Genomic DNA, 13130 nt, shown 5'->3' on the forward strand with positions numbered 1-13130 from the left:
CAGCCGCCTTTTCAAACCCTTTCCGGAAAATTATTGCGGCTTGACAGAAAGAGGCCGGGAAAGTAGGAGAGTTGGTCCCTTTCCCTGCACCTTCAACTTTCAGTACATGCTTTCTCTTCTCAACATCAACTCCGCCTCCGTCATGGGCTGGCTGGAATCAGCGGCCACCCAGCAATGGATTGTGGGCATCCTGCTGTTGCTCCTGTTCATCTGCTTCATCAAGGAATGGATGCCCGTGGAAATCACGGCCCTGGCAGGAACCGCCGCGCTCATGCTTACGGGGATATTGAGCACGCGGGATGTGCTGTCCAGCTTTGCCAACAGCGGCCCGCTGACGGTGGTCTGCATGTTCATCCTGAGCGCCTCCCTGGAAAGGACGGGGCTGATCGGGGACCTCTCCAAGCTTTTCAACAAGGTAGCCAAAGGCCGGGAGCTGACCGCGCTGCTGGTCATCACGCTGGGGGCGTTCATGGTCTCCCCCTTCGTCAACAACACCCCGGTGGTCGTCATCCTGATGCCCATTGTGCTGGCCTTCTGCCGGGACCACAACATCGCGGCCTCCAAACTCCTCATTCCCCTCTCCTACGCCACCATCCTGGGCGGCACCTGCTCCGTGGTGGGCACCTCCACCAACGTGGTCGTGCTGGGCCAGGTACAGAAACTGGGCTATGAAGGCATCCAGATGTTCACGGTAACGCCCATGGGGCTCATTTACGCGGCGGCGGGGCTGCTCTATCTCTGGACCTTTGGCCGCAAATGGCTCCCGTCCCGCCCCACCCTGTCCACCATGCTCCCCGGCGGCATCCAGCGCGACTTCCTGCTCCAGGTCAGAATCCCCGCGGACTCCCCGCACATCGGCGCCACTCCCGTCAGCCTCATGCAGTCCGAACTGCTGGGCACCAAAATCGTGGAAGTGCGCCGCAAGGGCTTCTCCATGCAGGAGGAACTGCAGCACATCAACCTGGAGGAGGGCGACCGCATCCTCTTCCTGTGCAATGCCAGAAAAGTCAACCAGGTCCGGGAGGCCAGGGGCGTGGACCTGGGCTGGGACGACAGCCGCGGACTGGAAACGCTGGAACAGCGCGACGTGCAAATCGTGGAAGGCATGATTGCCAACAATTCCGAATTCGCCGGACTGTCCCTGTCCGAACTCAAGCTGCGCCAGCGGTTCAACATTTTTGTGCTCGCCATCCACAGGCAGGGCAAGAACATCACGGACATGGGGCCGGATACCAAGCTGGCCGCCGGGGACACCCTGCTGCTGGAAGGCCCGCAGGAAGGGATGAACCGCATCCTGACCAAGCAGCGCATCATTCCCCTGAGCCAGCGCCCCGCGGACGCGCACAACCGCAGCAAGCAGGGCTGGGCCATCCTGGCCATGGGGCTGTTCATCTTCATCGGGCTGCTGGGCTCCTTTGAGCAGTACGGGGAATTCTTCAAGTTCTTCGCGCGCTTCAACCCCTTCTACCTCGCGTTCATCGGCGCCCTGATCGTCGTCATCTCCGGCTGCGTCAAGCCGAAGGAAGCCTACCAGGCAGTGGACTGGGGCATCATCTTCCTGATTCTGGGCATGCTGTGCGTGGGGGAAGCCATGAGCAAGACCGGACTAGCCAAGGCCATCGCCTTCGGCGTGGTGGACAACATAGGCCCCATGGGCTGCCTGGTCGCCATCTCCGGCCTCTACCTGATCTGCTCCATCCTGACGGAAATGATTTCCAACAATGCCGTAGCCGCCGTCATGGGACCGCTGGCCTATGAAATGGCCCTGCAATTCGACGCCAACCCCATCCCCTTCATCCTGGCCGTCATGTTCGGCGCCAGCGCCAGCTTCTCCACCCCCATCGGCTACCAGACCAACACCTACGTGTACAACGCAGGCGGCTACAAATTCAAGGACTTCGTGAAAGTAGGGCTGCCCCTCAACATTCTTCTGTGGATCATCTTCACCTGCACCGTCGGCTGGCTGTACCCGCTTAAGTAGGAATGCCCGATTTTCCTGAAAAAGGCCCGCGGAAAAATTTTCAGCGGGCCTTTTCACGACCGGCAGGATGACGTTCATTACCCCCCGGTCCGGCACCGGGAGGCCAAACAACCATCATGGAACCAGGCAATTCTCCTTCACCGGGCTTGCCGGAAAGCCATGATCGGGGAATTCCCCTATATGTTAACGCGGCAGCTTCCGCAGAAACACAGGAGCACGGGACCTTATGCCCTCATCAGCGCCACCCGCATGGACTGGCACTTGATCAGGGCGGAAAAGGCGGCATAGTCCGCCTCACGGTCGGAGGAAACCAGGCAGTACCGGTACTGCGGCAGGCAGGCGTCTTCCTGTTCCGCATTGCGGAGGCGCAGGGAGATGGTTTCGTCACAATCCGTTTGCCGTCCGCAGAGGCGGTTTTTCAGTTCTTCCTGCGGCACGTAAATGTAAACGTCCGCATAACATTGGGGCAGGATTCCTTCCCGGCAGGCGCGGACCTGGGCGGCCCCCTGCACGTCTATGTCCATCACCACGTTTTTCCCCTGTTCCAGAAGATTCAGGATGTCCGCCTTCAGCGTGCCGTAACGGTTGCCGTGCACCTCCGCATATTCCAGAAAGTCCCCCCGCTCCACCCTGGCGGCGAATTCGGCGGCAGTCAGGAAGTGGTAGTCCACCCCGTTAACTTCCCCGGACCTGGGACGGCGCGTCGTGCAGGAGATGCTGTACACGCACAGTCCGTTTTCCGTCGCGCGGCGGCACAAGGTCGTTTTCCCGGAACCGGAAGGCCCGGACACCACCAGCAAAGTTCCCAATGGCTGTTTCATGGCTGTTATTCGATGTTCTGAACCTGTTCCCTGATTTTTTCCAGCTCCGTCTTGGCCGCCACCACCAGATGGGCCAGCGTGGAGTCGTTCGCCTTGGAGCCGATGGTGTTGAATTCCCGGAAGATTTCCTGGCAGAGGAAGTCCAGGGGCCTGCCCGCGGGTGCGGACGAACCGCACAAGGTGCGGAACTGGTCAAAATGGGAGGAAAGGCGGGTGATTTCCTCGGAAATGTCGCACTTGTCCGCAAACAGGGCCACTTCCCGGATGATGCGTTCATCATCCGCAGAAACGGACAGGTCGGCCTCCGCCAGACGCTTGAGCATGGCTTCCCGCAGCCTGACGGGCACGGAAGGGGCGTGCTCCGCGATGCTGAGGCGGAATTGTTCCAGCGTATCCAGCTTGCCCAGCACGTCCGCTTTCAGATTGGCTCCTTCCGCCGCGCGCATGGCGGTAAAATCTTTCAGGGCGGCCTTGAGCGCCTCTTCCACCACCGGCCAAGCCTCCTCCGGAGAAAGGGCGGCTTCCGCCGTGGAAGCGATGATTTCCAGCCGCAGCAAGTCGGACGCCTGGAGGGGCATGGGCTGCCCGGCCAGGTCAGCCGCACGGTTCAGCAGCCCCGCGAGGGAGGCCAGCTTGTTTTCATCAAGCTGGAGGGAGCCGTCCGCTTCCGCCAGCCGTTCCACGGAGACGGAGACGCCCACGCGGCCGCGTGATACGGCCCCCTGGACGATGGAGCGCACGGGGGCGTCCCATTCCGCATAGCTGCGCGGCACGTTGACGGCAATTTCCGTCTGTTTGCGGTTTACGCCTGATATTTCAACAAGGATGTTGTAACGGTCTGTCTGGGCAACGGCTCTGCCGAAGCCGGTCATGCTGTTCATGGTTACGGGTCAGATTTAGGTTAAGAATGGGAGTAGGCCTTCTTCACCTCGTCCGCCACGATGGAAAGCCCCTTGCGCAGGAGTTCCTCCGTCTGGGTGAAGCTGATGCGGATGCATTCATGCCGGTGCGGCCAGGGTTCCCCCTCCTCCGGAAGGGCGAAGAAGAAGTGGTGGCCGGGATTCACAAAACATCCCCGGGCCTTGCACCGTTCGTAGAGTTCCTGGCACGTGATGGGAAGCCCCTCGAACCACAGCCACAGGAACATGGCGCCTTCACTCTTGTGGACGCGCCACGGGATGGATTCTCCGAAGAGTTCCGGCAGCAGGGACAGGGCGAATTCCGCCTGTCCGCGGTAAAACGGCGTGAGGGTTTCACGGCAGACGCGCTCCAGCGTGCCGTCTTCCAGATAGGGTGTTACCAGCGCCTGGCCCAGGTTGTTCGGGCACAGGGAGGAGGTGGTCACCATGCTGACCACGGCCCGGATGACGTCCGGGCGCGCAATCACGATGCCGGTGCGCGTGCCGGGCAGACCGATTTTGGAAAGGCTCATGGTCAGGATCATGTTTTCATCCCAGGCCGGCTTCACGGGCACAAAGCAGATGTTGGGCAGCGGCGGTCCGTAGGCGTTGTCAATCATCAGGGGCACCCCGGCGCGGGACGCCATCTCCCGCAGGCGGTCCAGTTCCTCATCCGTCACTACGTTGCCGGTGGGGTTCGTGGGGCGGGACATGCAGACGGCGGCCGTTTCCGGGCGTATGTCCAGGCGGTCAAAGTCAATCACGTACTTGAACGTATGGCCGTCCAGCATGCGGATGCCGGGCCGGATGCCCCGGAACATCACGCCCCCGCACAGGGACTGGGACTGGTAGCCCACATAATCCGGGCACAGCGGAAAAAGGATTTCACGCATGCCTCCGCCCGGGCAAGGTCCCGCGAGCATGTTGAACAGCGTGAAGCAGGCCATCTGGCCGCCCTGGGTAATCGCCACGTTCTCCGGCGCCAGGTTCCAGCCGCAGCGTTCATTGAGAAAACGGACCAGCGCGCGAATGAAGGCGGGGTCACCGCCCGGATGGGCGTAATGGCCCACCAGCACGTCAAACTTTCCATTCCGCACCAGCTCCGCCATGCTGCGGCGCCAGAGTTCCGTCACCTCAGGAATGACGGCGGGGCTCCCACCGTTCAACTGGCACAGGCCTGTTTCCTCCGAATGGAGGGCCTTGAACAAATCCTCCATCAAATCATCAATACCCGTTCTGGCCGTCAGGTGGCCTCCAATCTCCGATAATTGCATCATGCCGCGGGCATTGTAGCCGCATGCGCGTTTTATGCGAGAAAAATCATTGTTCCGCAGGGCGCATGAACAGTTTGACTTTCCCCCCCGTTAATGTTCATAATCCCCGGCATGTTCAATATCGTGCGATTCACCAGGCGTACCTGTCCGGCGCTGGCCCTTGCGCTGGCCCTCACCTCGTGCGACAGCGGTACGAATGAAGCCCTTACCTCCTTCATTACGGGAAATTCCTCCTCGGAACACCAGCAGCTCCAGGCCCAGCTCCAGCAGGCGAAGGACGCCCTGGCCCAGATAGACCAGGAAATCAGCCGCGCGGAATCCCACGACGCCCGCGTGAACTACAATCTTCAAAAACGGCTTTCCACCCCAGGAAAAGTCACCACGCCTTTCACGGTGAAGGATATTGACATTCTGCCCTCCAAGCGCCGCGACTTCGAGCACCTGTGCTTTGACATTGAAGATATGCGCAAGACGCTGGCTCAGCGCAAGCAGGAGTTCCACGCCCTGCAATACCAGTATAACGCGTATGCCGCCAAACTGGCCGAATTCAAGCAGTCCCACCCGGTAGATTAACCCCACCCCACGCAACCCATGACTGACTCACCTTCCCCCAAGCAACCGTCCGACGAGGCCCTCCCTCCTTCCGAAGACGAAACCCGCTTCGCCCCCAGGGAGAACGGCGAAGAGCACAAGGACGGAACCTCCGCCCCTGCGGCTAAAAAACGCCTGAAAACCTCCCTGGACGTTGTGTCCGAACACGCCGCGGAAGAAGAATCGGCCCGGCAGGAGGACGCCGAACGGAAAGCCAGGGGAGACGCCCTTTTCTGGAATCTGTGCCTTGGGCTGTTCGCCCTCATCGTCATCGGGGCCGGCTACATCGTTTATGAAAAATTCTCCCAGCTCCCGGACCCGGTCAAAGACGCGCGGGAGGCGCTGGAGGCCAATCACTCCCAGCTCCTGAAAAAGCAGGTACAGCTCATGGAAATACGGAACAGGACCGCCCCCAAGGAACAGCTCCTCGGCCTGCTGGACATTTTTGAACATACGGCATCCGATCTGGAAGAGACGCAGAAGTCCATTGAGAAGGAGAAAATGCGCGTGGCCGGCATCCGGGGGGAAATCCGCTCCTACTTTGAACGCTACCGCCAGGACGCCAGGGCCAAGGCCCGCGGCCGCAAGTTCGACATCCTCAGAACATCCCATTCCGGCAAAACCTACCTGAACGTGGAAATCACCCGCGTGGAAAATGAATTCGTGCGCATCATGCACGAACAGGGGAGCACCTCCATTCCGGCCGGAGACCTCCCGGACGACATCCGGGAAATGCTGGCCTACGGCGACCCCCTGAACATCACGGCCATGAACCAGACGGACGCCTCCCTTCAGGCCCCCGTGATCCGCCGGGCGCCTTCTCCGGCCCCGGCTCCCTCCCCCGCTCCACAGCCCCCCAAAAAGAAAGTGGTCGTGGAGGACCTGGACCCGCCCGCCGGGAAGCCGCAAATTGAAACGCCCACACACACGGGAGATTCGGACGGATCCTCTTCCGGGAACATGTGGGTCCCTCCCGCCCATTCTCCGCTGCCCCCCATGTAACAATCATCTCCATATTATGAAAACACTCATATTACCCCTCGTGGCCGCGCTCCTTGCCGGAGTCGCCGGAGCTTCCGAAGCCTGGAGCACCAACCCCGCAGAGGCCATGCAGCAGGCCGCCGCCCGGAAAAAGGGCGTGATGCTGGAATTCACCGGTTCCGACTGGTGCGGAGCCTGCATCATGCAGAAAAAGCAGGCCCTTTCCCTCCCCAAGGTGCAGGAAGACATCGCCCGCTCCTTCATTCCCGTGGAACTGGACTACCCGCGTAAAAAGCAGCAGGACGAACAGACAAAAGCTTCTCTGGAAACCTACAAGAAATCCTACGGCATCACCGGATTCCCCACGCTGGTGTTTGCGGACGCCCAGGGGCGCCCCGTCCATACCGTCGTAGGCTACTCCAATCCGGACCAGGTCATGCAGGATACGGAAAAGGCGGCGGAAGCCCTCAAAACGCAGCAGGCCCTGACGGCCAAACTGGCGGGACAGCTTACAGAGCAAGAGCGCCGGGACGCCCTGGTCCAGCTGCTGAACACGGTTCCCCAGTCCAGCATCCGCACCTTCTATAAGCCGGCTCTGGAAGAACTGGCGAAACTGGATCCGCAGGATGCTTCCGGCATCCGCGCCAAACTGAACAGGAAAGAGCTGCTCAATACCCAGAGAGAGGAATTGGCCGATACGTTCCGGCAGAAAAACGTCCACATCCTGGCGGAGCAAAAGCCTGACGAAGCCCTTTCCATCATGGACGGCTACCTGAAGAAGGACGGGCTGCTTCCGGAAGTCAAACAGGCTGTCCTCATGCAAGAGGTGAACCTGCTCATGCAGCAAAACAGGGTGAATGAACTGGAACGGCCCCTTAAAGAAGCCATTGCGCTTCTTCCGGACAGCTTTGAAGGAAAAATGTGCAGCAGGCTTCTGGAAAAACTGCCCGAAATCAAGAAGGAACGGGGCCAGCTGAAGCCGGGCGAAGAGCCCCCGCTTCCCCCCGGAGCCATCCGGGCCACTAAAATGATCGTTCCTCCGGCGCCCGCGAAAAAATAACCTATTTTTTCCTGCCGGGTACCGGGTTCTCCCTGCCCGGCAGGTCCGCACATGGACCTTTCCGCCAACCACATCCTCGTCGTCTTCCTGCTCACTACGCTGGCCGGTCTCGCCACCGGCATAGGGGGCTTCATCGCCTTCTTCATGAAGAGGACGGATACGAAGACGCTTACCTTTTCCCTGGGGTTTTCCGGCGGGGTGATGGTGTACATTTCCCTGGTGGAACTGCTGGGAGAGGCGCAGCACCGGCTGATGGAATTTGAAGGTCACACGGCAGGCGCATGGATTGCCATTGCCTCCTTCTTCGGAGGCATTGCCGTGGCGGCCCTGATTGACTACCTGGTGCCGGAAGACGAAAACCCGCACGAAGCGCGCGGCCCGGAAGACATCCACGGGCAGGGCAGCGGGGAATTTTCCTCCTCCAAAATCAAAAGGTCCGGCATCCTGTTCGCGCTGGCCATCGGCATCCACAACTTTCCGGAAGGGGTCGCCACCTTCGCCGCCGGGCTGGACTCCCTGACGCTGGGCACGTCCATCGCCCTGGCCGTAGCCGTCCACAACATTCCGGAAGGGATTGCCGTGGCGGTGCCTCTTTACTACGGTACGGGCAGCCGTAAAAAAGCCCTCTTCTATTCCTTCCTCTCCGGCCTGGCGGAACCGGTGGGCGCGGCCATCGCCATGCTCTTCCTGTTCCACTTCCTCACCCCCACCGTGCTGGCCATCCTCTTCGCTTCCGTGGCGGGCATCATGGTCTTCATATCCTTTGACGAGCTGCTGCCCATGGCGGAACGCTGGGGGCACCACCACATTTCCATCATGGGCATCATTGCCGGGATGCTGCTGATGGCGGTTGTCCTGATCTGAACCGGCCCTGCTGCGGGAAAGAAATTTTCCGTGTCCTGGACGCGGGCGTATTGAGCATTTCCCGGTGTCAGGGGGTCTAAACGGAAACCCCCTTCTCATCCATGCCGGACTCCCCTGCTACCCCTGCTACCCCTGCTACCCCTGCTACCCCTGCTACCCCTGCTACCCCTGCTACCCCTGCTACCCCTGCTACCCCTGCTACCCCTGCTTCTCCTGCTTCTCCTGCTTCTCCTGCTTCTCCTGCTTCTCCTGCTTCTCCTGCTTCTCCTGCTTCTCCTGCTTCTCCTGCTTCTCCTGCTTCTCCTGCCGTTTCCGCCGCTCCACAGCCATCTTCCTCCCCTTCCCCCCTTTCCTGCTGGAAAAAAGGCTTCCGCCGTTATGCGGATTTCCGGGGCTGCACTTCCCGGGCGGAATTCTGGTGGTTCATGGCTCTTCCCCTCCTGGCCCTGATTCCGGCCCTGGCAGGCTACATCCTGACGGACTGGCTGCACATTCCGGATACAAGGCTGAGCGTTTACGGGGACGCCCTGACCATCCTCCTGTGGGCAGCCCTGATAGTTCCCTCCGCGGCGGCGGCATTCAGACGCCTGCATGATACGGGCAGGAGCGGCCTCTGGATTCTTTCCGTGCTGCTTCCCTTCGGCCTGGGGCACCTGATCTTTTTCTACCTGACGCTGGGAGAAAGCAAGACGGACGGCAACAAGTACTGCCGCCGCGCGGGCGCACAGCCGGCAAACGCCTCCGTTACTCCCGGAGAACGGAAAAAGCCGCCTTTCACGCCGTTTTACCTTTACTGGCTCATCAGCCTGCGGAAGCTGACCACGGTGGCCGGGCGCGCCTCACGGGCGGAATTCTGGTCCTTCTTCCTCCTTTCCGTCCTCCTGTTCCTGCCGCTGGGCTACAGCATGATAGACGTGGACAGCAACCCGCTGGGCTTTTACGTCTCCCCGTCCCGCCAAATCCTGCTGTACGCCGCCCACCCGCAGGATACCCTGATCCTGCTGGCGCACGCCTGCTTTAACCCCACCTTTTACTTTTTCTACCAGTCCGGAGAGCTGAGCATGCTTTCCCTGGAGCTTCTGGCGGCTGTGGCGGGGCTCAACATCCTGTTCAACCTGCCGGTGGCCGTGCGCCGCCTGCATGACAGCAGCCTGAGCGGAAAATTCATCCTGATTCCCATCCTCATTTTCATCGTTACCTTCCTGCTGATTTTCCTGCTGCGCCTGATTCCGGAGGACATGACGCCCTACCTGGGCTATCTGGGGATGGCCTCCAGCCTGATGGACCTGTTTTCCATCCTCTTCCTGTCCATGATGCTGCTTAAAAGCTCTCCCGGTCCCAATGAATATGGCGTGCTTCCGCAAAAAATAACCGTATCCTGATTCCAGGATACGGTTGAAAAACAGTCAACGCCGCAGGAGGCCGCGTTGTTCGCCTGCAAATGGGGGAACGTCAGTCCCCGAAGCATACGCCCAGGTCGCGCGCCGTGCGCACCAGCTGGCAGTCGGGGTCCACCAGCTTCAGGGTTTTCACGGCTTCCTCAATGGGCACGGCAGTCATCTGCGTTCCCCGGAGGGCAACCATGCAGCTGAACTTGCGCTTTTCCACCAGCTCCACGGCGTAACTGCCGAACCGCACGCCCAGAATACGGTCATAGGCGCAGGGGGAACCGCCGCGCTGGATATGGCCCAGCACGCAGGAACGCGTTTCAATTCCCGTGGCTTCCTCCAGTTTCTTGGAGATCACCTTGCCGATGCCTCCCAGGCGCACTTCCCCCTGGGTCTTTTCATCCAGCAGCACCAGTTCGTCCGCCAGGCGGGCGCCTTCGGAGACCACTACCAGGATTTCCCGCTGCCCGGCCGCCTTGCGGTCCTTGATGCATTTCACCACGTTTTCAATGGAGAAGGGAATTTCCGGCAGCAGGATCACATCCGCGCTTCCGGCGATGCCGCCTTCCAGGGCAATCCACCCCGCATGCCGCCCCATCACTTCCACCACCATCATGCGCTGGTGCGCGTTTGCGGTGGTTTCCAGGCGGTCCAAGGATTCGGAGACGATGGAAACGGCGCTGTAGAAGCCGAAGGTGACATCGGTCGCGCCCAGGTCGTTGTCAATGGTCTTGGGCACCCCCACCACGGGAAGGCCTATTTCAGAAAGCAGCAGAGCTGTAGACTGGGAGCCGTCTCCGCCCACGACGATCAGGGCGTCCAGGCCCAGCCGCCGGATGGTGGCCTTGGTCTTTTCCAGCACGGCGGGTTCAATCGCCCCCTTCTGGTCCACGCCCACCTTGATGGCGAAGTTCCCCTTGTTCACGGTTCCCAGGATGGTGCCGCCCTTGGCGCGCAAGCCGCGGCAGCAGACAGGAGTCAGCCATTCAAACCGTTCATTGCCTTCCTCGGACAGAAGCCCTTCAAAACCGTCGTAAAAACCGACAACGTTCCAGCCGCGGCGGGAAGCCGCGCCTACCACACCTTCAATGACTGCATTCAACCCGGGAGAGTCACCCCCGCTATTCAAAACACCGATGTTCATATTCGGTGCCTCTTATAGCAGAAAATTCCGGGGCCGTCTACTTCCTATCTCTTTTCTGTACCAGATTTCACGGGAAGCTGGACAAACTCCTTGGGATCCTTCATGTCCATGCCGGAAGCCTGCCAGTTTTCCCACACCCGCCAGCCGGTGGTCATCATCTGCTTGGCCAGGGGATAGCGGTTCGCAGAGCCGAGCACCACAATAATCATGCGCTGCGGGTAAATCACCTCCGTCCCCGTCTGGGGGCTGCGGCGGGAGATGGCGTTGCGCGTCACGCTGAGCAGCAGGCAGGGGCCGGCGGCGCGGGAGGTTCCCGCCTTGATGCCGTCCACGCCGGGAGAGCTCATGAGCTTGTTGTTGTTGGAAATATCATACATCGTCCTGCCCTTGGTCTGGGACTGCACCTCAATGCGGCGGCTCGCCTGGGAAACGATGTAGCAGAAGGCCGGGTTCTGCATGCTGTAAACGCCCAGCAGGGCCATGTCCAGCGCGCAGGAGGTGGAAACGGAGTTGCCCGCGTCCAGGCCGTGGGGAGCGGTGAAGCGCGTCTTGGCCATCCTCAGGGAACGGGCCAGGTTGTTCATTTCCGTCACGAAGGCGGCAATGGGTGAACCGCCGCCCCGGCGGGACACCAGGTCACGGCCCACAAAGGAGGCGATGGTCAGGGCGGACACGTTGTCCGAGCCCAGCAGGGTGGAATACAGCGCGTCCCGGAGCGTCAGGCGGTCTCCCGGCTGGAGGTCCATGGGATTTCCGGCGCGGAGGCCGAAGGCTTCCTGCGGCACGGCGATGAAGGTGTCCAGCGGCAGGCGCGTGCGGGCCACCCAGTCCAGCGTCACCATGGCGGTAGCCACCTGGGAGAGGCTGGCTACGGGCCGTTTTGCTTCCGCGTTGGAACTGAAAAGGAGTTTGCCGGAATTGGCCTCAATGGCGATGTAACTGGGCCGTTCCTGCGCCTGGGCGGAGAACTGGAATACACAGGCCAGGGTCAAGAGGAATAGAGATAGCTTTTTCATGGCGGGACCGGCGGGATAGTGCCCGTTCCCCCCACGTTTGAAAAGTCTAAAATATTTTCCGTACAACACTTATATGTCATGACACGGAAAAACGCATTGACCTTTCGGCTCCTATCCTATTTGTTGGAGGAAGCCGTTTCCCGCAAACGGAAGCAGTCCGGACATCCCCACCGCCATGACCAGCATTCAATTTTTTTACAACCGGGACTTCCCGGGAAACGCCCTGTGCTCCAACGCCCGCCAGGCGCTGGACCGTCTGGGCATGAAACCGGAGATGCGGGAAACGGAAGCCGCGCCGGAGCAGGTCGGCGCTCCGCTTCCCGCCCTCGCCATTGACGGGGAGATCGTCGTTTCCGGCGTAGAGCCCTCCGTGCGCGAGCTGGAAATCCTCTTTGAAGACCACGCGCAGGAAGGGGAGGAAGATTCCGCCTGCGGCGCGTGCGGCATGGAGTGCGGCGGCGTGAACGGCACGGAGCATTGCCCCATGTGCGGCCAGCACGGGGAAGGCGGCAGCGTGGCGGGCAGGATTATCGGCTTCGTGATCCTGCTCATTATTCTGTTCCTTGCGGTTAAAATACTGTCCTGAATCTTTCCACGCCGCCTTCGTCTTCCCTCTTTTTACAGCTGCCCCACGCGCCGGGATTGGGCCGGCATGCGCCGGTGCAGTCGCCGCTCTGCTTCTGGCGCCTTCTTTCTGCTCCGCCGCCCCTTCCGGAAATGGGCGTGCGCAGCGGCGGAGTTTTACGTGGCCGTTTACGGCGTTTCCAGCCCATGCAGGCGGTCTTGATAATTTCTTGAATTCCCCTTTCCGTCAGGACACAGTAACGGCATGCGCTCCTTCTTCGGTTCCATTCTCCTGATTCTGGTGCTGGCCGCCCTTGGCGCCACCATTTACTACCACTGGTCCACCAACTCCCACCTGGAGTTCGAACTCCGCAACCCTGACGAACCGGAAAAAACCACGCAGGTCATCAACATGGAGAAGCGGGCTGCCGCCCTCCAGGCGGCCCCGGCGGCGGAAGCCCCTGCTCCCGCTGCTCCCCCTGCGGAAGAAGTTCCGGCTCCCGCCGCGGGGATACCGGAAGCCACGGAATTGTAAGGGCGCCACTTT

Annotated in this window: 14 protein-coding genes and 1 pseudogene; 9 read left to right on the forward strand and 6 right to left on the reverse strand. The window is 60.7% G+C overall.

Annotated features, from left to right (window positions below):
* Positions 1 to 106 precede the first annotated feature (106 nt).
* Positions 107 to 1981 carry an SLC13 family permease gene (locus P8A25_RS09460; RefSeq protein ID WP_102722561.1) on the forward strand — a complete coding sequence of 625 codons (1875 nt, stop codon included), beginning with the start codon at positions 107 to 109 and terminating at the stop codon, positions 1979 to 1981.
* A gap of 224 nt (positions 1982 to 2205) precedes the next feature.
* On the opposite strand, the gene gmk is transcribed toward P8A25_RS09460, so the two are convergent.
* The 3 genes from gmk to P8A25_RS09475 are packed head-to-tail and all read right to left on the reverse strand — an operon-like array spanning position 2206 to position 4978.
* On the reverse strand, positions 2206 to 2802 hold the full coding sequence (gene gmk, locus P8A25_RS09465; protein ID WP_251827960.1) for a guanylate kinase: 597 nt from the start codon (positions 2800 to 2802) through the stop codon (positions 2206 to 2208).
* A gap of 5 nt (positions 2803 to 2807) precedes the next feature.
* Positions 2808 to 3683, reverse strand: a complete 876-nt coding sequence (locus P8A25_RS09470; protein WP_215442174.1) for a YicC/YloC family endoribonuclease — start codon at positions 3681 to 3683, stop codon at positions 2808 to 2810.
* Between the two features lie 20 nt (positions 3684 to 3703).
* Entirely contained in the window at positions 3704 to 4978 is a 1275-nt protein-coding gene (locus P8A25_RS09475; protein WP_022397290.1) for a valine--pyruvate transaminase, read from the reverse strand.
* Positions 4979 to 5086: 108 nt separating this feature from the next.
* On the opposite strand from P8A25_RS09475, the gene P8A25_RS09480 reads away from it, so the two are divergent.
* Genes P8A25_RS09480 through zupT form a run of 4 tightly spaced genes read left to right on the forward strand, consistent with a single transcriptional unit; the run spans position 5087 to position 8471 of the window.
* A complete protein-coding gene (locus tag P8A25_RS09480) occupies positions 5087 to 5548 on the forward strand; it encodes a hypothetical protein (RefSeq protein ID WP_146018153.1) in 462 nt (153 codons plus the stop codon).
* 18 nt (positions 5549 to 5566) lie between these two features.
* Positions 5567 to 6568, forward strand: coding sequence for a hypothetical protein (locus P8A25_RS09485; RefSeq protein WP_215442173.1), 1002 nt, complete (start codon positions 5567 to 5569; stop codon positions 6566 to 6568).
* A gap of 16 nt (positions 6569 to 6584) precedes the next feature.
* On the forward strand, positions 6585 to 7607 hold the full coding sequence (locus P8A25_RS09490) for a thioredoxin family protein (protein ID WP_102727440.1): 1023 nt from the start codon (positions 6585 to 6587) through the stop codon (positions 7605 to 7607).
* A 51-nt stretch (positions 7608 to 7658) separates the two neighbouring features.
* Positions 7659 to 8471 carry a zinc transporter ZupT gene (gene zupT / locus P8A25_RS09495; protein WP_102722568.1) on the forward strand — a complete coding sequence of 271 codons (813 nt, stop codon included), beginning with the start codon at positions 7659 to 7661 and terminating at the stop codon, positions 8469 to 8471.
* 198 nt (positions 8472 to 8669) lie between these two features.
* Here zupT and P8A25_RS09500 read toward each other — a convergent pair whose 3' ends face one another.
* Positions 8670 to 8801, reverse strand: coding sequence for a hypothetical protein (locus P8A25_RS09500; protein WP_404838809.1), 132 nt, complete (start codon positions 8799 to 8801; stop codon positions 8670 to 8672).
* Positions 8802 to 8860: 59 nt separating this feature from the next.
* Here P8A25_RS09500 and P8A25_RS09505 point away from each other — a divergent pair.
* Positions 8861 to 9166 (forward strand): annotated as a pseudogene (locus P8A25_RS09505) (DUF805 domain-containing protein); the annotation flags it as partial.
* The gene (locus tag P8A25_RS09510) at positions 9146 to 9853 is read left to right on the forward strand and encodes a DUF805 domain-containing protein (RefSeq protein WP_404838807.1); all 708 of its coding nucleotides are present in this window, start codon (positions 9146 to 9148) and stop codon (positions 9851 to 9853) included. The pseudogene P8A25_RS09505 and the gene P8A25_RS09510, both read left to right, overlap by 21 nt.
* A gap of 70 nt (positions 9854 to 9923) precedes the next feature.
* Here the strand turns inward: P8A25_RS09510 and P8A25_RS09515 are convergent, their stop codons facing one another.
* Entirely contained in the window at positions 9924 to 11003 is a 1080-nt protein-coding gene (locus P8A25_RS09515) for a 6-phosphofructokinase (protein ID WP_022396132.1), read from the reverse strand.
* A 44-nt stretch (positions 11004 to 11047) separates the two neighbouring features.
* Positions 11048 to 12019, reverse strand: a complete 972-nt coding sequence (locus P8A25_RS09520; RefSeq protein WP_102722569.1) for a D-alanyl-D-alanine carboxypeptidase family protein — start codon at positions 12017 to 12019, stop codon at positions 11048 to 11050.
* Between the two features lie 175 nt (positions 12020 to 12194).
* Here P8A25_RS09520 and P8A25_RS09525 point away from each other — a divergent pair, with 175 nt between their 5' ends.
* Both P8A25_RS09525 and P8A25_RS09530 read left to right on the forward strand, forming a co-directional pair.
* Entirely contained in the window at positions 12195 to 12605 is a 411-nt protein-coding gene (locus P8A25_RS09525) for a thioredoxin family protein (protein WP_215442171.1), read from the forward strand.
* 243 nt (positions 12606 to 12848) lie between these two features.
* The gene (locus P8A25_RS09530) at positions 12849 to 13118 is read left to right on the forward strand and encodes a hypothetical protein (protein ID WP_022396135.1); all 270 of its coding nucleotides are present in this window, start codon (positions 12849 to 12851) and stop codon (positions 13116 to 13118) included.
* Positions 13119 to 13130: the final 12 nt, after the last annotated feature.

The organism is Akkermansia sp. BCRC 18949, from assembly GCF_045011645.1.
Lineage (GTDB): Bacteria > Verrucomicrobiota > Verrucomicrobiia > Verrucomicrobiales > Akkermansiaceae > Akkermansia > Akkermansia massiliensis.

What these genes read in the sequence shown, in the direction of transcription:
- P8A25_RS09485 (WP_215442173.1), top strand. Translation starts at nt 5,567, where the DNA reads ATGACTGACTCACCTTCCCCCAAGCAACCGTCCGACGAGGCCCTCCCT.
- P8A25_RS09470 (WP_215442174.1), bottom strand. Translation starts at nt 3,683, where the DNA reads ATGAACAGCATGACCGGCTTCGGCAGAGCCGTTGCCCAGACAGACCGT.
- zupT (WP_102722568.1), top strand. Translation starts at nt 7,659, where the DNA reads ATGGACCTTTCCGCCAACCACATCCTCGTCGTCTTCCTGCTCACTACG.
- P8A25_RS09500 (WP_404838809.1), bottom strand. Translation starts at nt 8,801, where the DNA reads ATGGCTGTGGAGCGGCGGAAACGGCAGGAGAAGCAGGAGAAGCAGGAG.
- P8A25_RS09520 (WP_102722569.1), bottom strand. Translation starts at nt 12,019, where the DNA reads ATGAAAAAGCTATCTCTATTCCTCTTGACCCTGGCCTGTGTATTCCAG.
- P8A25_RS09460 (WP_102722561.1), top strand. Translation starts at nt 107, where the DNA reads ATGCTTTCTCTTCTCAACATCAACTCCGCCTCCGTCATGGGCTGGCTG.
- P8A25_RS09475 (WP_022397290.1), bottom strand. Translation starts at nt 4,978, where the DNA reads ATGATGCAATTATCGGAGATTGGAGGCCACCTGACGGCCAGAACGGGT.
- P8A25_RS09530 (WP_022396135.1), top strand. Translation starts at nt 12,849, where the DNA reads ATGCGCTCCTTCTTCGGTTCCATTCTCCTGATTCTGGTGCTGGCCGCC.
- P8A25_RS09480 (WP_146018153.1), top strand. Translation starts at nt 5,087, where the DNA reads ATGTTCAATATCGTGCGATTCACCAGGCGTACCTGTCCGGCGCTGGCC.
- P8A25_RS09515 (WP_022396132.1), bottom strand. Translation starts at nt 11,003, where the DNA reads ATGAACATCGGTGTTTTGAATAGCGGGGGTGACTCTCCCGGGTTGAAT.
- P8A25_RS09490 (WP_102727440.1), top strand. Translation starts at nt 6,585, where the DNA reads ATGAAAACACTCATATTACCCCTCGTGGCCGCGCTCCTTGCCGGAGTC.
- gmk (WP_251827960.1), bottom strand. Translation starts at nt 2,802, where the DNA reads ATGAAACAGCCATTGGGAACTTTGCTGGTGGTGTCCGGGCCTTCCGGT.
- P8A25_RS09525 (WP_215442171.1), top strand. Translation starts at nt 12,195, where the DNA reads ATGACCAGCATTCAATTTTTTTACAACCGGGACTTCCCGGGAAACGCC.